Origin of the sequence: Alteribacillus sp. JSM 102045, from assembly GCF_041949975.1 — a bacterium.
Classification (GTDB): domain Bacteria; phylum Bacillota; class Bacilli; order Bacillales; family Marinococcaceae; genus Alteribacillus.
Genome location: NZ_JBHFQG010000006.1, coordinates 82,227 through 103,439, shown reverse-complemented (window position 1 = coordinate 103,439; position 21,213 = coordinate 82,227). Strand labels below are relative to the sequence as shown.

Here is a 21,213-nt window from a genome sequence, read left to right as displayed (position 1 = left end):
AGAAAAAGTTTGAAGGAGCGACCTGATATGCCAGAAGAAGAAATTGTCATAATTGGAGCCGGGCCTTGCGGATTAGCCGCCGGTCTTGCATTGCAAAATAAAGGATACAATCCTCTTATCATTGAAAAGGAGAATGTTGTCCATTCTATATATTGGTATCCTTCTCATCAGACCTTTTTCAGCTCCAGTGACAAGCTGGAAATAGGGAACATTCCTTTTTCGTCTATTGAAAGAAAACCAAAACGACATGAAGCACTTGTTTACTACCGGCAAGTAGCAGAAAGAAGCCAATTGAGGATTAATTCTTATGAAAAAGTGAAAAATGTGCTTAAGAATACAGACGGTTTTAGAGTGAAAACTGTAACGAAAAACGGCCAAGAACATATGTATAAAAGCCAATATGTCATTGTGGCGACTGGCTACTATGATAGTCCTAACATTATGGGGGTGGAAGGAGAAGAATTGCCTCATGTTTTTCATTATTTTAAAGAGGCCCATCCCTATTTTCAAAAAAAAGTAACGGTTATCGGGGGAAAAAACTCAGCAGTAGATGCGGCACTCGCTTTGGAGCAAGCAGGTGCAGAGGTGACTGTATTATATCGGGGGAAAGAACTTACGGAAGCCGTTAAGCCATGGATTCTCCCGGATTTCTATTCTCTTGTCAGACGAAATAAAATTACTATGGTTTATGAAGCTGATATAAAAAGAATAACCCCCGATTATGTTTTCTACGATAAAAAAGGAAAAGAATACACCCTTGAGACCGAATTTGTATTTGCAATGACAGGTTATCATCCCGATCATTCATTTCTTCATCAAATGGGAGTCAGGACTGATTCCGAAACAGGACGTCCGGTTTTTAATGAAAACACGATGGAATCCAATATAAAAGGGCTTTATATTGCAGGAGTATTAGCCGCTGGAAACAATGCAAATGAAATATTCATTGAGAACGGCCGGTTTCATGGCAAACTTATTGCAGAATCAATTGTTAAAGACAATAAATAATGGAAATATAAATTGAAGATGCTGATTAATTAAAAGAGGTGAGTGTATGAAAAAAGTTGTCTTAATTGCAACAGGCGGCACTATTGCAAGTAAAACAAAAGAAGATTCAGGATTATTAGCTGCTGGAGAGCTGACGGGAGAAGAACTGACTTCTATGTTTGATCTGCCTACTCACGTAAACCTGGTAATCGACTCATTTACTCAAAAACCGAGTATCCATTTAACTTTTCAAGATTGGGTTCAATTAAACCAAAGAATCCAAGAATATCTCAATGATAGTACAGTGGACGGAATTGTTGTTACTCATGGAACTGATACTTTAGAAGAAACTGCATATTTTCTTGATTTAACAGTGAATAGCACTAAACCAATTATCATTACAGGATCTCAGAGAGCACCAGAGGCTTTAGGCAGTGATGCTTATATAAATATTCGCTATGCTATTTTGACAGCCTGTGAAAAAAATTTAAGTGACTTTGGCACGGTAGTGGTTTTTAATGAAAGAATTTTCTCGGCAAGGTATGTGAAAAAAGAACATGCTTCGAATATACAAGGGTTTAATTCATTTGGTTTCGGATATTTAGGTATTATTGATAACGATGAAGTTATTCTATACCAAAAACCTATCAAAAGAGAATATTTAGAATTAGGAGACCAAATACCGAGAGTAGACATTATAAAAACTTATTTAAACGCGGATGGCGTTCATATTGATGCCTCGGTTAACAGCGGAGCAGCAGGAATAGTATTAGAAGGAGTTGGAAGAGGACAGGTTACTCCTGAGATGGTGAGCAGTATAAAAAATGCAATGGATAAAAATGTTAGAGTTGTCCTAACGACTAGTGCTGAAGAAGGACATGTGTACACAACATATGATTATCATGGGAGTGCCTATGAATTATCCACAATAGGGGTGGAACTAGGGGAAGATCTAGATTCTAAAAAAGCAAGAATAAAATTAGCAGTTGCTTTGTCAACAAATAAAACGTAGGCGAAATTTTACCTTGAGCCCTTATTTTCATCATTAATATAGCGTGTTACGATAAGAAAATAAGAGGGGACGGGATAAAAGTGATTGCGCTCATCATCGCAGCCCTGGCACCTGCCATCTCACTGTTAAGTTATTTTTATTTAAGAAATGAATATGAATCCAATACTGTATTACAAGTAGCTAGAACTTTTGTTATTGGCGCATTGCTTGTGTTCCCTATTATGGTTTTGCAATATGCTTTAGAAGCAGAAGGTATTTTTCAATCTGACTGGTTATATTCCTTTGTTGGAGCCGCAGGTTTAGAAGAATTTTTTAAATGGTTTTTATTATATTTTACTATCTATAAATTTGTTGCTTTTCAAACACGCTATGATGGTATCGTTTACGGTGCAGCTCTTTCTCTAGGTTTTGCTTCTGCAGAGAATGTAATGTATTTAATGGCTGCTGGCATTGATTACGCGATAGGCCGAGCGTTCCTTCCTGTTTCGAGCCATGCTTTATTTGGAGTGGTAATGGGGTATTATATAGGATGTGCCCAAATTGCTGTACAAGAAAGAAAAACATTGTGGACTATGATGGCTCTGGCTGTCCCGCTTATTTTACATGGAATTTATGATCTGATATTATTGACCATCCATGAAAATGTACTAGTTATCATCGTTCCGTTTATGTTTTTCTTATGGTGGTTCGCCTTATCAAGAACAAAAAAAGCGAATGAAAAAATGGCATAAGAAAGGATGGGAGTTATGGCTGTTCAAACTCGTTATCGTGTGATTGTCCGCTGTCCAAAATGCGGTGAAAAATATATTCTTCGCGGAAGAAATAACGAAAAAGGAGAGCTTGAAACAGGATTTAAACGCTGTGTATGCGGTAATGAAACGAATCTTCACATCGATGCCACCCCGGAATAATTTGTTATTGCAATTATGCGGTTTATCGTGTACGGTTTTACTAACAACAAAATCAATTTGATATTCTTATCAAGAGAGATGGAGGGACTGGCCCTGCGAAATCTCAGCAACCAGCCACGATGTGGTCAGGTGCTAAATCCGGCAGACGATATATAAATAAATCGTCTGATAGATAAGATGAAGCGTACATGTCTTTATAAAGCAGGCCTTCTTCTTATCAAGAAGAAGGCTTTCTTAATAGGGCATAAAGAATTCAAAAGCAAAATTACATAAAAATGAGGTGCAGACGAATGAGCAGGAATCATCATATAGAAACAAACCTGGTGCAAATAGGTAATAAACAAGATGAAAAAACAGGAGCGGTCAGTGCTCCCGTATATTTTTCAACTGCTTACCGTCATTCTGGAATTGGACAGTCGACCGGGTATGACTACTCCCGAACAGGAAATCCCACAAGAGAAATACTCGAAAATGCGATTGCTACACTTGAAAACGGAAAAAAGGGATTTGCATTAAGTTCTGGTATGGCAGCTATACAAACGTTATTTGCTATTTTTGATAAAGGAGATGAAATACTGGCCTCCCAAGATTTGTATGGAGGAACATACAGGCTTTTTGAAGAAGGATGGAAAAACTGGGGAGTAAGTGTTCAATACGGCGACCCGCGTAAATTGGAAGGTTTTAAAGAACTGGTAAATGAAAAAACACGAGCTCTGTTTATAGAAACACCTACTAATCCATTAATGCAAGAGGCAGACATTGAAGCCCTTGCTGCATTAGCTAAAGAACAAGATTTACTCCTTATCGTGGATAACACGTTTTATACTCCCGTACTGCAGCAGCCTCTGAACATGGGAGCAGATATTGTGATTCACAGTGCTTCTAAGTATTTAGGAGGCCACAATGATGTAATTGCTGGACTGATTGTTGCTAATGATGAAAAAATTTGTGAACGCATTGGAGCTTTTCACAACGGGATGGGCACTATTTTATCCCCAATGGATTCTTGGCTGCTTATGAGAGGGATGAAGACCTTATCCGTTCGCATGGAAAAACATACAAAAAATGCTCAGGAAGTTACAGCATTTCTAAATAACCACGAAAAAATAACAGATGTAATGTATCCAGGTAAAGGCGGTATGTTGTCATTTCGCTTACAAAGTGAAGAATGGGTGAATACTCTTCTTCAGGAACTGCAATTAATAACATTTGCTGAGAGTCTTGGGGGAGTGGAAAGTTTTATGACATATCCTGCAACACAGACACATGCGGATGTGCCGGAAGAAGTAAGGCTGGCTATCGGCGTATGCAATCGACTGCTCCGCTTCTCGGTTGGTATAGAAAACTCAGAAGATTTAATAGCAGATTTAAATCAAGCTTTAACTAAATTATAAGGAGCTGTTTTAAAAGACAGAAAGGATGACATAGTAGTGAATTTTCTTGAAAGATTACAGCAGGACATGCTTGTCGGTGACGGGGCTATGGGGACTTATTTATACGATAAAGGATTTACGGGCTCGTTTGAAATGTTAAACCTGAGTGAACCAGATACGATAAAAGCAGTTCATAAAGAATATGTGAGAGCAGGCGCTAATATTATACAATCTAATACATATGCGGCAAATAAGATAAAATTGCAGAAATATCAACTGGAAAAAGAAACAGCAGAAATTAACAGGGCAGGCGTCCGGCTTGCAAAAGAAAGTGCTGGTTGGGATACCTTTGTCTTTGGAACGATTGGAGGTATTAAAGGGGTTCAACAGCTTGACGTCAGCAGTGAAGAAATTGAGGAGGCCTTTAAAGAACAGGCAGAGGCTTTACTTTCAGAAAACCCAGACGGTTTAATGCTCGAAACGTTTTATGACTTATCAGAAATAATCAACACCTTAAAATTAATAAGAAAGATGACGGATCTGCCTGTTGTTGCCCAGGTTGCATTAGGAGAAGTCGGTGTGATGCATGGAGGTACACCGGTCAGTGAAGTTTTTCAAAAGCTTAAAGCTGCTGGTGCGGACGTTGTAGGGTTAAATTGCAGAATGGGCCCTTATCACATTTTACGCTCCCTTGAGACAGTCCCTTTAATGAAAGATGTATATCTTTCAGCCTATCCAAATGCTAGTTTACCTGATTTAGATGACGGCAGGTTTGTTTATCAGTCGAATCCCGATTATTTTTATGAAAGAGCTCAAGATCTTAAACAGCAGGGAGTAAGTTTGATCGGCGGGTGCTGTGGAACTACGCCTGAACATATTGCAGAAGTAGCTCGAGCTGTAAAGGGGACAGTACCTGTAAAAGAAAAAGCAATAGTTGAAATAACGGAGCATGATCAGCCAGTGTCATCTGAAGTACCTTCAAATATTGTCCGGCTAAACGAAAAGTATCAAAAGCCATCTGTTATTGTAGAGTTAGATACTCCTAAAAAATTAGCAACGGAAAAATTTATAAAGGGAGCAGAAAAATTATATCAAGCTGGTGCAGATGCTGTGACGATGGCTGATAATTCCCTTGCTTCTCCTCGTATCGATAACTTAGCGATGGGAGCTATGGTAAAAAATAAAACAAGTGCCAGACCTCTTCTGCACGTTGCCTGCCGAGACAGAAACCTGATCGGTCTTCAATCTCATTTGCTTGGTATACATGCCCTTGGCATTCATGATGTATTAGCGGTCACCGGGGACCCGACAAAAGTGGGAGACTTTCCTGGGGCAACTTCTGTATATGATGTTAACTCATTCGATTTAATTTCATTAATGAAAGAAATGAATGAAGGGCGTTCTTTTTCAGGTAAATCATTAGGCGAAAAAACTTCTTTTACAGTAGCAGCTGCTTTTAACCCAAATGTCAGAAATCTAGAGCGTGCTGTCAAACGGCTGGAAAAGAAAATCGATGCTGGTGCAGATTATTTTATGAGTCAACCGGTTTATGGAATAGAGCAATTTAAAGAGATTTATGAAGCAACAAAGCATTTGCCGGTTCCAATATATATAGGTATTATGCCGCTTGTTAGCAGCAGAAATGCGGAATTTCTTCATAACGAAGTCCCTGGAATTAAATTAACAGATGAGACAAGACAGAAAATGGCAGCTTGCGGAGAAGATAGAGAAAAAGCTCAGCAGGAAGGAATAGCCATTGCAAAAACTCTTATAGACAAGGCATTAAATTATTTCCATGGAGTCTATTTAATTACGCCGTTTTTGCGGTACGATATAACTGCAGAATTAACAGCTTATATACGTGAATCTGCATTGCAGCGTTAAGAGAGCAGCATATGAAGGAGTGGGACGATGACGACAACGGTTCAATTTAAAGATAGATTAAAACAATCGATATTATTATTAGACGGTGCAATGGGTACGATGCTTCAAAACGCCGATCTGAAACCGGAGGACTTTGGAGGCGAGCATTACGATGGTTGTAATGAATATCTTAATGTAACCTCCCCTCATGTAATTGATCAAATACATCGAGAGTATTTAGAAGCCGGTGCTGATATTATAGAGACAAATACATTTGGAGCTACAAGCATTGTGCTCGCTGATTATGATTTGGAAGATAGAGCCGAAGAACTTAACATTGCTGCTGCCAAACTTGCAAGAGAAGCAGCTGATGACTATTCAACCCCTGAATTTCCAAGATATGTAGCCGGTGCGATGGGTCCAACTACGAAATCTCTCTCAGTTACGGGAGGAACGACATTCGAAGAATTAGCAGAAGCTTACGAAGAACAGGCTAAAGGATTAATAAATGGTGGAATTGATGTATTTTTGTTAGAAACAAGTCAAGATATGAGAAATGTGAAAGCCGCTTATATTGGTATAAAACGAGCGGAAGCAAGGACGAATACAGAATTACCGCTTATTGTATCAGGCACTATAGAACCGATGGGGACCACTCTTGCAGGACAGAATATTGAATCCTTTTATATTTCTTTAGAACATATGAAACCTACGGTTGTAGGTTTAAATTGTGCCACAGGCCCGGAATTTATGAGGGACCATCTGCGTTCCCTTTCGGATTTGGCTACTACTTATGTTCATTGTTATCCAAACGCAGGACTGCCTGACGAAGAGGGCCATTATCATGAATCGCCGGAGTCCCTTGCCTCTAAACTTAAAACATTTGGCGAAAAAGGGTGGCTTAATATTGTAGGAGGCTGCTGCGGAACCACACCTGAACATATTAAAGTAATGAGAGAAACATTGAAAGATTATGCCCCCAGGCTGCCTGTAGAATCTCATCCGCACAGCGTATCTGGTATTGAGCCGCTAATCTATGAAGAAGATATGAGGCCGCTATTTGTTGGAGAACGGACCAATGTTATTGGGTCAAGAAAATTCAAAAGACTTATTAATGAAGATAAGTTTGAAGAAGCATCTGAAATTGCTAGAGCACAGGTGAAAAGAGGGGCTCATGTTATTGATGTATGTCTCGCTGATCCCGACCGCGAAGAATTAGAAGACATGGAAAAATTCCTAAGTTATGTAATAAATAAAGTAAAAGTTCCATTAATGATTGATTCTACGGATGCAGAAGTAATTGAAAAAGCATTAACTTATTCTCAAGGAAAATCAATTATTAATTCGATTAACTTAGAAGACGGAGAAGAACGATTTAATGATATTATTCCAATTGTTAAACGTTTTGGAGCAACTGTGGTAGTTGGTACTATCGATGAAGAAGGAATGGCTGTTACTGCGGAAAGAAAGCTCGAAATTGCTAAGCGCTCACATGATCTGCTTGTTCATAAGCATGGGTTAAATCCAAAAGACATTATTTTTGATCCGCTTGTTTTTCCGGTAGGAACTGGGGATGAACAATATATTGGTTCGGCTGAAGCAACCGTAGAAGGAATTCGTCTAATTAAAGAAGAACTTCCCGACTGTTTAACAATTTTAGGTATCAGTAACGTATCATTTGGGCTTCCACCTGTTGGAAGAGAGGTTTTAAATGCAGCGTTTATGTATTACTGTACTAATGCCGGTTTGGATTATGCTATTGTTAATACCGAAAAATTAGAACGGTTTGCAAGTATTCCTGATAATGAAAAGGAAATGGCAAGAAAATTGTTGTTTGAAACCTCTGATGAAACCTTGGCAGAATTTACAGCTCATTACCGAGGAAAAAAAGCAGAGAAAAAGAAAGTGGAAAAAAATCTTTCTTTAGAAGAGAGATTGGCTGAATATATAATCGAAGGAACAAAAGAAGGCTTGTTTGAAGATTTGAACGAAGCACTTAAAAAATTTGAAGATGCACTTGATATTATTAATGGACCGTTAATGAACGGAATGGACAAAGTTGGTAAATTATTTAATAACAATGAGCTTATCGTAGCGGAAGTGCTTCAGAGTGCAGAAGCCATGAAGGCAGCTGTTGCTCACCTTGAACCATACATGGAAAAGAAAGAAGATGATGATTCGGGGAAAGGAAAGATACTGCTTGCTACGGTTAAAGGTGATGTTCATGACATTGGGAAAAATTTAGTTGACATTATATTATCGAATAATGGCTTTAAAATCGTTAATTTAGGAATTAAAGTCACTTCCAATGAACTAATTGAAGCGATTGGTAAAGAAAAACCTGATGCGGTAGGTTTAAGCGGTCTGCTTGTTAAATCAGCACAGCAAATGGTGCTAACAGCGCAAGATTTAAAAAATCAGGAAATATCTATCCCTGTCCTTGTAGGTGGAGCTGCGCTTACTCGTAAATTTACAGAAGAAAAAATAAGCGCAGAATATGATGGGATGGTCTTGTATGCAAAAGACGCCATGAACGGCTTAGATATAGCAAATAAACTAGCTGTACCAGATGAACGTACAAAGTTGCAGCAAGAATTGATAGAGAAATGTAAAAAACGATTAGATCAAGGACAAAAGAAGGAAGTTGTAAATACTGTATCTGAGGAAACTCCAGCACGGTCCGCGGTGTCTACAGAAGTACCTGTGCATATTCCGCCAGATTTAAAAGAACACCTGTTGAAAAATTTTAGTATTGCTCATTTAGAGCCATATGTAAATTTGCAAATGCTTATGGGGAAACATTTAGGACTTCAGGGAAAGGTTAGCAGGCTTTTAAATGAAAAAAATGAAAAAGCTGTAGCTTTAAAAGAAAAAGTAGACCATCTGATGGACAGGGCCAAAAAAGAAAATTTGCTGAAAGCTCACGGAATGTATAGATTTTATCCGGCCCAGTCAGATGGGAACGAAATATTTATCTACAATCATCCAGAAGAAAAGAAAATTCTTGAACGTTTTTCTTTTCCAAGACAGCCTCGTGCTCCTCATTTATGCCTTGCTGACTTTATTCGTCCAGTTAATAGCGGTGAAATGGATTATGTCGGCTTCTTGACTGTTACTGCTGGAGAAGGAGTAAGAGAAATGTCTGCGGCAGCCAAAGAAAATGGAGATTACCTATTCAGTCATTTAGTTCAGGCTGCTGCATTAGAACTGGCTGAAGGTTTTGCAGAGAGAATTCATCAGATGATGAGAGACCAATGGGGTATACCAGATTCTCCTGAGATGACAATGGAAGAAAGATTTGCAGCCAAGTATCAAGGAATTCGAGTATCTTTTGGTTATCCTGCTTGCCCGGAATTAGAAGATCAAGCAAAATTATTCCGTTTGCTCAGACCAGAAAAAATTGGCGTACAGTTAACAGATGAATTTATGATGGAACCTGAAGCGTCTGTTTCTGCGATGGTCTTTGCTCACCCTGAAGCGAGATATTTTAGTGTATTATAATTAAAAAGCTCTATTCGACCTGGTGTCGAAAAGAGCTTTTTATTATGAAAATAGAAAACAAACCAGTTACGATCTTCACCATGAAAACTCGGCGCAAGCCGAGTTATTTTATTTGAAAAAACCAATGGAATAAATAACTCTTTATGAATAAAAAAGCCAGCCTGGAAGAAAATAAGATCAACCAAGAATTGGTGAGTAAAAGGAGGGACAATAGTAAATGAAATTATATAAGAAATTTCTATGTAAAATAATTTTCATTTCTTTATGTTTTTTCATTTTTAGTTACACATTTCCTATCACAACCGCTGAAGCATTTACAGATCAAGTCATACAAAAGGGTGCTACAGGCGATGATGTTGTAGAGCTTCAGGCAAGACTTCAATATAACGGTTTTTACAATGGTGACATTGATGGAGTGTATGGCTGGGGCACCTTTTGGGCGGTAAAGAATTTTCAAGAAGAATTCGGATTAGAAACTGACGGACTTGTTGGTAAAGAAATGAAAAGTATGCTTGAAAAATCTACAGATTATGACGAAGCTTTTGTGAAAGAAGCATTAGAAAATGGCAGGGAATTCACGCATTTTGGCGGTACACCAAAAGACATTCAAAAAGGTAAAAAAGGAAGCAGGGACAAAAAAGGAGGGGAAGAACAGCAGCCTCAAAAAGAGCAGCAGCAGGGAGGCCAGCAGCGCAATGGACAGCGCAGACAAGAAGGCGGCAGGGGAGCAGAGACAGAGCAGCCGCAAACGGATCAAGAACAAGCAAATGAAGATCAGTCAAATGAGTCTAATATTCAAAAAGCTATGAATGTGCCGGATGGATATTCGGAAAATGATATTCAAATTATGTCGAATGCTGTGTATGGAGAAGCAAGAGGGGAGCCATATGTAGGCCAGGTAGCAGTTGCAGCCGTGATCATTAACCGAATTAACAGTCCAACTTTTCCAAATACCGCAAGTGGTGTGATTTTTGAACCGCGGGCATTTACAGCAGTAGCTGACGGACAAATTTATATGACTCCTAATGAGCAAGCACGTAAGGCTGTTCTTGATGCAATTAACGGTCAGGACCCTTCTGATGGAGCTCTTTATTATTACAATCCAGCAACAGCTACCTCAGGATGGGTAGCACAGCGGCCGCAAATAAAAACTATAGGTAAGCATGTATTTGCTAAATAACGGAGGTGAGCATTAATATGATTCGTAACGTGTTAATAGGTTTGCTTGTAGCTGCTTTAGTTGGAACAGGCTGGTGGGGAGCGAATCAAGCAAACCAAAAAGAAGCTCTTCTTATTAATAACGAAAACAATTATCAGCGGGCTTTTCATGATTTAACGTTTCATCTGGATCAGTTAGAGGATGAAGTAGGTTCAACTCTGGCCATGAATTCGAGAAAACAATTATCTAGTTCATTGGCACAGGTTTGGCGTATTACCTCGATGGCACAAAGTGAGCTGGGGCAGCTGCCGCTTGGGATGATGGCGCTTAACGAAACGGAAGAATTACTTCATAGAATTGGTAATTTCAGTTATAAAACAACGATTCGCGATTTAGGGAACGAACCTTTATCAGAAAGAGAATATGAGCAGCTGAGTAATTTTTATAAAGAGGCCGGTGAAATTAAACATGATTTAAGAAGATTGCAAGCATCTACTTTAAAAGAAAACTATAAATGGACAGAAGCAGAAGACGCAATGGCAAATAACGATGAGCCAATGGATAATTCCATTGTAAATGGATTCCATATGATAGACGATAAAGTAAAAGGGTTCACCGAGACAGAATTCGGACCTGAAATGGAAGAAGGGTTTGCACCGGATATAGATAAAAAAATTGCGGAAAATGTAAAAGGAAAGGAGATTAGTAAAGAAGAAGCTGCAAATAAAGCAAAAGCATTTTTAGGCCTTCCGGATTCCATGGAAGTTCATATAGACGAACTAAATAAAAAAGGCGTCGAGTTCGAAGGTTATACACTTACAATTGAGGAACCTGAAGGTGAAGATGAAATATATATGGACATGACGAAAAAAGGCGGACATCCTCTCTGGTTTTTACAATCGAGACCTATTGATGATCCAGAAATCAGTTTAAACGAAGCTTCAAAAAAAGGGTTGGAGTTTCTGGGGAATAATGGTTTTGAAAATATGGAGATGGTAGACGGCAAACAATATGACACGGTAGGGGTGTTTCAATATGTATCTGTGGAGGATGAAGTTAAAATGTACCCCGATACCGTTTATTTAGAGGTAGCTCTTGATGATGGAGAAGTAGTTGGTTATAAAGGTGCAGATTATATAACCAATCATAAAGAAAGAAAGAACCTGGAGCCTTCTCTCAGTCTTGAAGAAGCAAGAGAGGAGATTAATCCAAAAGTAGAAGTAAGAGAAGAAGGCCTGGCATTAATTCAAAATGAAGATGAAGAAGAAATTCTTTGTTATGAATTCTACGGTACCATTGATAAAGATACCTACAGAATTTATATTAATGCTGAAAATGGAGATGAAGAAAGCGTGAAAAAAATGGAGCAAGCAGAGCCAGTTTATGACACAATGTAACCTCCAATTACAGTAATGATTAAAAGGAGCTGTCTCAAAAGCCCCTTAAATGCAAAAAGCCGGTCGTGAAATAATCGTTTTACGACCGGCTTTTTCGCGTATTTTTTCTGTGGTACTGAAACAGGCGGTTCCATTGCGCCTGTTTCAGAAAGTTGTGGACGATGGCAATCAACCCGAATTCGATATGAACCTTTCCTTCCTTTGTTTCCGCCTCGTGCCAAGCCACGACGATCTTCTAAACCAGAAAATCTTTCTTTTTCATATTTTCGCACCCATTCATTTACTAATTTTTTATTATAAATGTTTGACTCTTTTGCGATATCTGTACGTCCAAAGCCCTTATAATACAAATCAATAGCTTGTTTTTTAAGCTTAACCGGATAAACAGATCCTTTCTTTCGTTTTTCAGACACACAAAAAACCCCCTAAAGGCACTCGAATAGAAACTGTCGTGAATGTAGAATACCGGCAGTTTCTTTTTCGTGTCTACTTTAGGGGTACAATATCACTTATGGGACAGCCCCTTTTTTACTTTCAGAAAATACCAGTCTGTTAAGGATGTTAATATAAGAGAAAAAGCCTATGAGAAAGGAGGAGAAGTTATTTGATACAGATTGGAGACACCATATATTTAGAACTTATCTTTCAAGATGAAACCTTACAAGAAATGACCAGGAAAAAATACCGGGGTAAGTTGATTGATAAAAAAGAACGTTGTTTTCTTATTGATCCTCCTGTTAATGAAGAGACGAGGAAAACAAGCCTTTTTAGAGGGAACACAGCTTTCTGCTTGGTTTATTGGAACAGATCAAGCTGTTTATTCTTTTGAAACAGAAGGGAAAGGAAGACAGAAGGATAAAATAAAAGTAATTTTAATATCTGATCCCGGTAGAATCCAAAGGCGAAATTATGTAAGAATAGATGCTTCTATAGATGTTGCCGTCCACCCTTTGAATAATGATTTTTCTCCATTTTTAACATCAACGTTAGATATAAGGCGGAGGAATGGCTATTTTGTTGCCAGTAAATCATTCCTTGAAAGAAAAAGAACACATAAAAACATAGGTTGTACTGCATTTCATGGATGGCTCCATCTATTATGCTGAACTTATTTGGGAAATAGTTCGGGTTATATTGGGAGGCGGCACTAAAAATGACCGATGTTCTCTGCAATTTTATAAAATATCCGATAAAGACAGACAAAAAATCAAAAAAAATTGTTTTGAACAACAGCTTCAAATGAGAAAAAATACCAAAAGTCGGAATCGTTAGATTTGTTGATTGCTTTATGGTATGATACTCTGTGAATATAACATTTTTAGGGAATAAATCGCCCTTATTCAACGCAGTAATACATATTGTTACGATGGGGTGCACTATGAAAAAAATCAATATTGCTATTGACGGACCGGCGGGTGCTGGTAAAAGTACGGTTGCAAAAAAAGTAGCTTCTGCTCTGGGATATATATATATAGACACAGGGGCAATGTATCGTGCTTTAGCATGGAAAGCCCTTCACTCGAACGTAGATATTCAAGATGGCAAAGCTTTATCTTCGCTATTAGAATCAACAAACGTTGAGCTCGTTTATTCTATTGAAGGAAATAGAATATTTGTAGACAACCAAGAAGTTACAGATGACATTCGCTCAAGTGAAGTGACAGCTTCCGTTTCTGCTGTGTCTGCGCATGCAGGAGTTAGAGAACAAATGGTGAAAAAACAGCAAAATCTAGCTAGTAATAAAGGCTCAGTTTTGGATGGAAGAGATATAGGAACGACTGTACTTCCGCATGCAGAACTAAAAATATTTTTGACAGCTTCTGTTGAAGAGAGAGCAAAACGCAGACATTATGAAAATGTAGAAAAAGGGAGAAGCTCTGATTTACAAATGATCATGGAAGATATCCAATTAAGAGACAGCAAAGATTCTTCTAGAAAAATTTCACCTTTAGTGAAAGCAGCTGATGCTGTGGAGATTGATTCAACCAGTAATTCTGCTGAAGATGTAGCAGAGCGTATATGTACATTAGCCGAAGAAAGGATTCGGATGAAATGAGCGTATATGCTGTAGGAAAAACCATTTGCAAAATATTTTTATCATCTATTATTCGAGCAGAAGCGATTGGACAGGAGAATATTCCAAAAGAGGGACCTGTACTCCTCTGTTCTAACCACATAAGCAATTATGATCCTCCCCTGGTAGGCTCATTTATGAAAAGAAAGATTCATTTTATGGCAAAAGAAGAACTTTTCAGTAAAAAGATTCTTGGATCCCTTTTACCTTCTCTTGGAGCTTTTCCCGTAAAAAGAGGAGCAGGTGACCGCCAGGCTTTAAGAAAGGGTCTGGGTTTATTAGAGGAAGGAAAGGTTTTATGCCTTTTCCCGGAGGGTACAAGAAGTAAAACGGGTGAGGTTGGAAAAGGGCTGTCAGGTTCAGGTTTTTTCGCTCTGCGATCAGAAGCGGCTGTCGTACCGGTTGCTATATTTGGAGAGTATAAGCCGTTTCGTAAGGTGACAGTTGTTTATGGTAAGCCAATTAACTTTCAAGAATTACGAAATGAGAAAGTAAGTGCTGCTCATGCAACGGAAGTCATCATGGAAAATATCCGTGCTTTACTAGCTGATCACCGTAATCCTGACAATAAAAAAAAGTAATACAAAATTGAAGAAATTTGTTTAGGTGTCGGAAATGAGGTAAATTCTTTTGTATAAAGAATTTATTATATTTAAGTTCAATGTTCCCTTAAGGACTGTGAAGGAGGCAAATGTCAATGGTTGATGAAATGAACAATGAATTAGTCGGTATGCAAGATTTAAATGTAGGAGATCTTGTGACCGGAAAAGTCACTAAGGTTGAGGACAAGCAGGCGTATGCGGACGCTGGTTATAAAGTGGACGCTGTTATTCCTATTAGTGAACTTTCCAGCCTTCATGTAGAAAAAGTGAGTGATGTGCTGCAAGAGGGCGATGAATTAGAATTGAAAGTAATCAAACTAGATGACGATGAACTTGTTTTATCACGTCGAGCAGCGCTAGCTGATAGAGCTTGGGGAGAACTCCAGGAAAAATACGAGTCAGGTGAGATAATAGAAGCTGAAGTCGCCGAAGTAGTGAAAGGTGGACTCGTAGTTGATCTTGGAGTCAGAGGGTTTATCCCCGCTTCCTTGGTAGAACGTCATTTTGTTGAAGATTTCAGCGATTATAAAGGGAAGACGCTGCGTTTAAAAGTAGCTGAAATCGATCCTGATTTGAATAAACTTATTCTTTCTCAGCGGGCCGTGCTTGATGAAGAAGCCGATCAGCATAAGAAAGAATTACTAGAAAGTCTTCAAGTTGGGGATGTTGTAAAAGGAACCGTCCAGCGCTTAACAGATTTTGGAGCGTTTGTAGATATTGGAGGAGTTGACGGCCTTGTTCATATCTCGCAGATGGCGCATCATCGCGTTGAATCACCAGGGGAGATCGTAAATGAAGGTGATGAAATCGATGTAAAAATTCTTGCAGTTGACTCTGAAAGTGAAAGAGTGTCCCTCTCCATCAAAGAAACACTGCCCGGACCATGGACTACGATTGAAGGCCAGATCGAACCAGGAGACATTATTGAAGGGCAGGTAAAACGACTGGTTTCTTTCGGAGCATTTGTAGAAGTAGCGCCAGGTGTAGAGGGCCTTGTGCATATTTCTCAAATTGCCAACCGCCATATTGGCACTCCAGGAGAAGTGCTCGAGGAAGGGCAGTCTGTAAAAGCAAAAGTACTCGATATCAACCCTTCCGATCAAAGGATTTCTCTAAGCATTCGTGAGCTTGAAAAAGAAGAAACTCCTGATGAAAAAGTTCAAGAAGAGTATGAAGCTCCTGAAGAAGACCATTCCGGTTTTTCGTTAGGGGATATGATTGGAGACCAATTAAAAAAGTATAAAAAATAAGGAGTCTGGTTTGCAGGTGTCTCGTGCAGAACGAAAGAAGGACCACATAAATTATGCATTAACATCTAGTTTTGAAAAGAGAAATAGTTTTGATGACGTTCATTTCGTTCATAATAGCCTGCCGGAAACTTCTGTCTTTCAAGTGGATCCATCCGTATCAATCGGCGAACTTTCATTAAGTTCGCCGATTATTATTAATGCGATGACGGGCGGCGGCGGCAAAGAAACGGAAAGAATAAACGAAAATTTAGCAGCAGCAGCTAGAGATACAGGAGCTGCTATGGCTGTCGGTTCTCAAATGGCTGCAATAAAAGACCCGGAAGAAAAACGGACGTATAAAGCAGTCAGAAAAGCAAATAAAAAAGGAATTATATTTGCTAACTTAGGAAGCGAATTAACTTTAAACCAGGCTCAGCAAGCAGTAGATATGATTGAAGCAGATGCGCTTCAAATACATTTAAACGTCATTCAAGAATTAGTAATGCCAGAAGGCGACAGAGAATTCAAAGGTGCTTTAGAGAAGATTGCAGACATTGCTTCTTTTTTGCATGTTCCTGTGATTGTAAAAGAAGTAGGGTTTGGATTGTCATATGAAACCGTTGAACAATTAAAACAAACAGAAGTGAAAATTGTAGATACAGGAGGGAATGGCGGTACAAACTTTGCTGCTATTGAAAATAAGAGAAGAAGTGAGCCTTATGAGTTTTTTAATTCATGGGGACTCGCAACAGTACCTTCTATCGTAGAAGCAATTAATGCTGCTTCACAATCCATGTCCGTTTTTGGCTCAGGGGGCATAAGAAATGGGTATGATATTGCAAAGGCTATTTCTTTAGGAGCTGATGCAGCAGCAATGGCAGGAAAAATTCTAGCTGCTGCAGACAAAGACGGCAAAGAAGGAGCCCAGCACTTTATTACCAGGTGTCAGGAAGAATTAAAGATGATTATGACTGCGGTTGGTGCAGAACATATTGAAACTTTAAAAAAAGCCCCTCTAGTTCTTACTGGAGAATCTAAAGATTGGTTAGAGGCGAGAGGCTTTTCTGCTTCTATTTACAGCCGGCGTAAGATAAGGGATTAAAACTGGTTTATCTACTGATAAACCAGTTTTTTCTGTGGAATAAAAAATAATCATTTTGGCAAAGATAAGAATAAAAAAGGAAAAAAATGGAGAATTATTTATTTGTTCTTATAAGCTGGTATCTATGGATAATACAGACTTTTTTATCAGGTAAAAAAGATAGTTTTCGTTTTATTTCTTCTTTGTTCTTACTATTAACTATTAGTCTATATCCTTATGAATGGACTTATAATCAAGTAGAAGTAAAACCTGTGTTCCTGCTGTTTTTGTTAGGAGGATTTCTTTGTTTACATGAACAAAGGACTCTGAGTAAATGGAAAGTATTTTTTTTGGCAATAAGTTTTGCTTATTTGTTTGCAGCTTTTCGCTTAACAGAGTGGTATGAGCCGGTCATTTACCTTTTTGGTCACTTATTGACTTACGTGATTTGTTTTTCTTTTATTTTTTTTCTCTTTTTACAATCATTCAAAGAGCGTTTAACATGTGCTATTATAGCTTCTTGCAGCGGTGAAGTTATTTATCAGCTTCACATGTTTCCATTCACATCTTTAATTACTATTGGAGAGAGCTTTTTTCTGAATTACCTCGTTGTTTTAATCACAGTATTATACAGTTTAGAGATACTTCTAAAGATTTTTTCAATAATTAATAATGCAGCATCTCTGTCCCGTTCCAACTTGCCTGGATAGAGAAATATCTGCTAAAATATATAAGTTGTTGTACTAAAACACTGTGACAGGAACTCGGCGCGAAGCCGGGTTTTTTCTGAAATAAACGAAACTTTTTATCCAAATATGTCTATACAGGTACAGTTTAGGACATTTAAAACAAATTAGAGAATTGGTTAAGGGAGAAAGGAAAGGGAATTTATGCCAAAACCAGTAGTAGCTATAGTTGGCCGCCCTAATGTTGGGAAGTCTACTATATTTAATCGGATTGTAGGAGAGCGTCAGGCAATTGTAGAAGATATACCTGGCGTTACACGTGATCGTATTTACAGCAAAGCAGAATGGTTAAATCGTGAGTTTTACGTTATTGATACAGGCGGAATAGAAATAGGCAATGAACCATTATTAGATCAAATGAGAGAGCAGGCCCAAATTGCAATTGATGAAGCTGATGTTATTATCTTTTTAGTAAACGGCAGAGATGGAATGACGGGAGCCGATGAAGAAGTCGCGTCTATTCTACATCGATCTAAAAAGCCGGTTATATTAGGTGTTAATAAAATAGATAATTTTGAGATGCGAGACAGAATTTATGAATTTTATGCGCTTGGCACAGGAGAAGTGTTTGGTATTTCAGGTGCTCATGGGCTGGGTCTTGGTGACCTGCTGGATGAAGTTATTCACCATTTTCCAACTGAACAGGAAGAAGAGTATGAAGAAGATACGATTAGAATGGCAGTCATTGGCAGGCCTAATGTAGGAAAATCATCGCTGGTCAATGCTGTCCTTGGTGAAGAAAGAGTAATTGTAAGTGATATTCCAGGTACAACGAGAGACGCTATAGATACAATTTTTGAAAAAGATGATCAAGAATATGTATTAATAGACACAGCTGGAATGCGAAAACGCGGGAAAGTTTACGAAACCACAGAAAAGTATAGTGTTCTCCGTGCTTTAAGAGCCATGGAACGTTCTGACGTAGTTTTGGTGGTCATAAATGGGGAAGAAGGAATAAGAGAACAAGATAAGAAAATTGCAGGCTATGCCCATGAGGCCGGCCGAGCTATACTAATTATAGTTAATAAATGGGATGCAATAGAAAAAGATGACAAAACGATGGCTCGTTTCACTGAAAAAATTCGTGAAGAATTTCAATTCTTATCTTATGCGCCGGTTCTTTTCTTATCAGCGAAAACGAAACAACGATTGCAGCATTTATTACCCACTGTAAAACAAGCTGCTGATAATCATAACTTGCGAGTCCCTACGAATGTATTGAATGACGTCATTATGGATGCGGTTATAATGAATCCTACCCCTACAGAAAATAATAGAAGACTACGTATAAATTACGCAACTCAAGTAGCCGTTGCACCGCCGACTATCGTGTTGTTTGTAAATGATCCAGAGCTTCTGCATTTTTCTTACGAAAGATATTTAGAAAATAAGCTGAGAGAAGCATTTCACTTTGAAGGCACTCCGCTTAAAATCATAGCTAGAAAAAAGAACGAATAACAACAAGAAAAAAATTATTCTTAGTTAATCGGGGGATAGGGAGAAATGGAATTAATAGTATCTGTTATTGCTGCGTATTTACTAGGCTCTATAAGCTTTAGTTATGTAATTGCACAGAAAATGATGAAAATTGATATACGTCAGCATGGCAGCGGAAATGCAGGGGCTACTAATATTTTAAGGGTGCTGGGGAAAGGACCTGCTATTTTGGTGTTGAGTCTAGATATATTAAAAGGAATCACAGCTGTTTGGATTGCAAAATGGCTTGAAATAGCAGAAGTATTTCCGCCTTTAACTCCAATAGGAGAAGTTGAAGGTTTGGCCCCTGCGTTAGCTGGATTAGCCGCTATACTCGGGCATAATTGGCCGGTATATTATGGTTTCAAAGGCGGAAAAGGGGTAGCCACAGCAATTGGTGTGGTAAGCAGTCTCGTCTTTTTTCCAGCAATATATGTTGGGATCGCTGCTATCGCTGCGATAGCTGTTACAAGATATGTATCTTTAGGTTCGTTAATTTTTGCCGTTGCTACCCCGTTATTAATTTGGTTCACTCAAGATTATTACGGACATCCTGATCCATATTTTTATTTAACAGCTTCATTAGGACTAATATCTGTTTGGAAACATAGAACAAATGTGGAAAGATTGTTAAAAGGAACAGAAAACAAAATCGGTGAAAAGAAAATGTAATAAGCGAGGGTGAAAATGATGAAAAAAAATGTGGCGGTTTTAGGTGCAGGCAGCTGGGGAACAGCACTTGCTACAGTATTAGCAGACAATGAACACAACGTTAAAATATGGACCAGACGAAAAGAGCAAGCAAAAGAAATAAACCAAGACCACACAAATACAAAATATTTACCCGGTTTCACCCTTCCGCACTTAATTAGTGCATCAAGTGATTTAGCCTGGTGTACAGAAAATGTTGAATATATTCTCCTCGTAGTACCTACTAAAGCTGTTAGGGATACTATGACTCTTTTAAAACCTTATATAAAAGAATACAGCATTCTTATACATGCCTCAAAAGGAATAGAACCAGGAACGTCAAAACGGATTTCTGAAATGATGGAAGAAGAATTAGCTAATCAAAAAGGAAGGGCCACCGTTGTACTTTCCGGACCAAGTCATGCAGAGGAAGTGTGTAAAAGACAACCAACCACCGTTACTGTTTCCTCCCACGTTGCAGAGGCTGCGGAAGAGGTGCAGGAATTGTTTATGAATAATAATTTCAGGGTGTATACCAATCATGATTTAATAGGGGTAGAAATCGGCGGAGCTCTTAAAAACATTATTGCTCTTGGTATTGGCTTAACCGATGGTCTGGGCTATGGAGATAATGCTAAAGCTGCTCTTATGACAAGAGGCCTTGCCGAGATTGCTCGATTGGGAATTAAACTTGGAGCTAATCCGCTGACATTTACCGGCTTGTCTGGCCTAGGTGATTTAATAGTGACTTGTACCAGTGAACACAGCCGGAATTGGCGGGCCGGATATAAACTGGGACAAGGAAAAAATCTTGATGACGTATTAAAAGAAATGGGTATGGTCGTAGAAGGAGTTAGAACGACAAAGGCTGTTTATGAGCTTTCATACCAAATTCAAGTAGAAATGCCTATTACAGAAGCGCTTTTTGAGGTTCTTTTTGAAGAGAAAAGCCCAAAAGAAGCGGCACAGCAGTTAATGGGAAGGGTTAGAAAGCATGAAGTGGAGAATGTCTCTCTTTTGCTTGGACCAGATTTTCAGGAAAAATGGCAGGAAATGACATGGAGCAAGGATAATGACTAACAATTGGAACGCCTTCTTTAATCATGCATAGG

At 38.6% G+C, this 21,213-nt stretch carries 19 protein-coding genes and 1 riboswitch; of the genes, 18 read left to right on the top strand and 1 reads right to left on the bottom strand.

Features of this window, described 5'->3' with window-relative positions:
• Positions 1–27 precede the first annotated feature (27 nt).
• The 9 genes from ACE1TI_RS06310 to ypeB all read left to right on the top strand — a co-directional run bounded on the left by ACE1TI_RS06310 (position 28) and on the right by ypeB (position 12,203).
• The gene (locus ACE1TI_RS06310) at positions 28–1,008 is read left to right on the top strand and encodes a YpdA family putative bacillithiol disulfide reductase (RefSeq protein ID WP_375006740.1); all 981 of its coding nucleotides are present in this window, start codon (positions 28–30) and stop codon (positions 1,006–1,008) included.
• Positions 1,009–1,054: 46 nt separating this feature from the next.
• A complete protein-coding gene (locus ACE1TI_RS06305) occupies positions 1,055–1,999 on the top strand; it encodes an asparaginase (protein WP_375006739.1) in 945 nt (314 codons plus the stop codon).
• Positions 2,000–2,079: 80 nt separating this feature from the next.
• On the top strand, positions 2,080–2,730 hold the full coding sequence (gene prsW, locus ACE1TI_RS06300; RefSeq protein WP_375006738.1) for a glutamic-type intramembrane protease PrsW: 651 nt from the start codon (positions 2,080–2,082) through the stop codon (positions 2,728–2,730).
• Positions 2,731–2,745: 15 nt separating this feature from the next.
• Positions 2,746–2,910 (top strand): hypothetical protein, encoded by a 165-nt coding sequence (locus ACE1TI_RS06295; RefSeq protein WP_170031545.1) that lies wholly within the window; start codon positions 2,746–2,748, stop codon positions 2,908–2,910.
• 63 nt (positions 2,911–2,973) lie between these two features.
• A riboswitch (SAM riboswitch) is annotated at positions 2,974–3,089 on the top strand.
• A 111-nt stretch (positions 3,090–3,200) separates the two neighbouring features.
• Positions 3,201–4,304 (top strand): methionine biosynthesis PLP-dependent protein, encoded by a 1,104-nt coding sequence (locus tag ACE1TI_RS06290; RefSeq protein ID WP_375006737.1) that lies wholly within the window; start codon positions 3,201–3,203, stop codon positions 4,302–4,304.
• Between the two features lie 36 nt (positions 4,305–4,340).
• A complete protein-coding gene (locus tag ACE1TI_RS06285; protein ID WP_375006736.1) occupies positions 4,341–6,167 on the top strand; it encodes a bifunctional homocysteine S-methyltransferase/methylenetetrahydrofolate reductase in 1,827 nt (608 codons plus the stop codon).
• A gap of 27 nt (positions 6,168–6,194) precedes the next feature.
• On the top strand, positions 6,195–9,647 hold the full coding sequence (metH, locus tag ACE1TI_RS06280; protein ID WP_375006735.1) for a methionine synthase: 3,453 nt from the start codon (positions 6,195–6,197) through the stop codon (positions 9,645–9,647).
• Between the two features lie 217 nt (positions 9,648–9,864).
• A complete protein-coding gene (gene sleB / locus ACE1TI_RS06275) occupies positions 9,865–10,827 on the top strand; it encodes a spore cortex-lytic enzyme (protein WP_375006734.1) in 963 nt (320 codons plus the stop codon).
• A gap of 17 nt (positions 10,828–10,844) precedes the next feature.
• Complete coding sequence (gene ypeB, locus ACE1TI_RS06270; RefSeq protein ID WP_375006733.1) at positions 10,845–12,203, top strand: germination protein YpeB; 1,359 nt, start codon at positions 10,845–10,847, stop codon at positions 12,201–12,203.
• On the opposite strand, the gene ACE1TI_RS06265 is transcribed toward ypeB, so the two are convergent.
• Complete coding sequence (locus ACE1TI_RS06265; protein WP_375006732.1) at positions 12,188–12,616, bottom strand: terminase gpP N-terminus-related DNA-binding protein; 429 nt, start codon at positions 12,614–12,616, stop codon at positions 12,188–12,190. The genes ypeB and ACE1TI_RS06265 overlap by 16 nt on opposite strands.
• A gap of 285 nt (positions 12,617–12,901) precedes the next feature.
• Here ACE1TI_RS06265 and ACE1TI_RS06260 point away from each other — a divergent pair, with 285 nt between their 5' ends.
• The 9 genes from ACE1TI_RS06260 (at position 12,902) to ACE1TI_RS06225 (ending at position 21,181) form a co-directional block, all read left to right on the top strand.
• Entirely contained in the window at positions 12,902–13,309 is a 408-nt protein-coding gene (locus tag ACE1TI_RS06260; RefSeq protein WP_375006731.1) for a flagellar brake domain-containing protein, read from the top strand.
• A 272-nt stretch (positions 13,310–13,581) separates the two neighbouring features.
• A complete protein-coding gene (cmk, locus tag ACE1TI_RS06255) occupies positions 13,582–14,259 on the top strand; it encodes a (d)CMP kinase (RefSeq protein WP_375006730.1) in 678 nt (225 codons plus the stop codon).
• On the top strand, positions 14,256–14,858 hold the full coding sequence (locus ACE1TI_RS06250; protein ID WP_375006729.1) for a lysophospholipid acyltransferase family protein: 603 nt from the start codon (positions 14,256–14,258) through the stop codon (positions 14,856–14,858). Before cmk ends, ACE1TI_RS06250 begins: the two co-directional genes overlap by 4 nt.
• A 116-nt stretch (positions 14,859–14,974) precedes the next feature.
• A complete protein-coding gene (gene rpsA / locus ACE1TI_RS06245) occupies positions 14,975–16,129 on the top strand; it encodes a 30S ribosomal protein S1 (protein ID WP_375006728.1) in 1,155 nt (384 codons plus the stop codon).
• Between the two features lie 16 nt (positions 16,130–16,145).
• Positions 16,146–17,210 (top strand): type 2 isopentenyl-diphosphate Delta-isomerase, encoded by a 1,065-nt coding sequence (fni, locus tag ACE1TI_RS06240; protein WP_375006727.1) that lies wholly within the window; start codon positions 16,146–16,148, stop codon positions 17,208–17,210.
• An 86-nt stretch (positions 17,211–17,296) separates the two neighbouring features.
• Positions 17,297–17,899 carry a YphA family membrane protein gene (locus ACE1TI_RS21885; protein WP_483860640.1) on the top strand — a complete coding sequence of 201 codons (603 nt, stop codon included), beginning with the start codon at positions 17,297–17,299 and terminating at the stop codon, positions 17,897–17,899.
• Between the two features lie 180 nt (positions 17,900–18,079).
• A complete protein-coding gene (der, locus tag ACE1TI_RS06235) occupies positions 18,080–19,393 on the top strand; it encodes a ribosome biogenesis GTPase Der (RefSeq protein WP_375006726.1) in 1,314 nt (437 codons plus the stop codon).
• A gap of 45 nt (positions 19,394–19,438) precedes the next feature.
• Positions 19,439–20,083: a glycerol-3-phosphate 1-O-acyltransferase PlsY gene (plsY, locus tag ACE1TI_RS06230; RefSeq protein ID WP_375006725.1), complete on the top strand. Its 645-nt coding sequence runs from the start codon at positions 19,439–19,441 to the stop codon at positions 20,081–20,083.
• Between the two features lie 18 nt (positions 20,084–20,101).
• Positions 20,102–21,181, top strand: coding sequence for an NAD(P)H-dependent glycerol-3-phosphate dehydrogenase (locus ACE1TI_RS06225; RefSeq protein WP_375006811.1), 1,080 nt, complete (start codon positions 20,102–20,104; stop codon positions 21,179–21,181).
• Positions 21,182–21,213: the final 32 nt, after the last annotated feature.

Bases quoted from the DNA above. Each gene is read 5' to 3' on its own strand.
- ypeB (WP_375006733.1), top strand. From the start codon at position 10,845: ATGATTCGTAACGTGTTAATAGGTTTGCTTGTAGCTGCTTTAGTTGGA.
- ACE1TI_RS06225 (WP_375006811.1), top strand. From the start codon at position 20,102: ATGAAAAAAAATGTGGCGGTTTTAGGTGCAGGCAGCTGGGGAACAGCA.
- ACE1TI_RS06305 (WP_375006739.1), top strand. From the start codon at position 1,055: ATGAAAAAAGTTGTCTTAATTGCAACAGGCGGCACTATTGCAAGTAAA.
- metH (WP_375006735.1), top strand. From the start codon at position 6,195: ATGACGACAACGGTTCAATTTAAAGATAGATTAAAACAATCGATATTA.
- ACE1TI_RS06250 (WP_375006729.1), top strand. From the start codon at position 14,256: ATGAGCGTATATGCTGTAGGAAAAACCATTTGCAAAATATTTTTATCA.
- der (WP_375006726.1), top strand. From the start codon at position 18,080: ATGCCAAAACCAGTAGTAGCTATAGTTGGCCGCCCTAATGTTGGGAAG.
- ACE1TI_RS21885 (WP_483860640.1), top strand. From the start codon at position 17,297: ATGGAGAATTATTTATTTGTTCTTATAAGCTGGTATCTATGGATAATA.
- plsY (WP_375006725.1), top strand. From the start codon at position 19,439: ATGGAATTAATAGTATCTGTTATTGCTGCGTATTTACTAGGCTCTATA.
- ACE1TI_RS06295 (WP_170031545.1), top strand. From the start codon at position 2,746: ATGGCTGTTCAAACTCGTTATCGTGTGATTGTCCGCTGTCCAAAATGC.
- ACE1TI_RS06290 (WP_375006737.1), top strand. From the start codon at position 3,201: ATGAGCAGGAATCATCATATAGAAACAAACCTGGTGCAAATAGGTAAT.
- rpsA (WP_375006728.1), top strand. From the start codon at position 14,975: ATGGTTGATGAAATGAACAATGAATTAGTCGGTATGCAAGATTTAAAT.
- cmk (WP_375006730.1), top strand. From the start codon at position 13,582: ATGAAAAAAATCAATATTGCTATTGACGGACCGGCGGGTGCTGGTAAA.
- sleB (WP_375006734.1), top strand. From the start codon at position 9,865: ATGAAATTATATAAGAAATTTCTATGTAAAATAATTTTCATTTCTTTA.
- ACE1TI_RS06310 (WP_375006740.1), top strand. From the start codon at position 28: ATGCCAGAAGAAGAAATTGTCATAATTGGAGCCGGGCCTTGCGGATTA.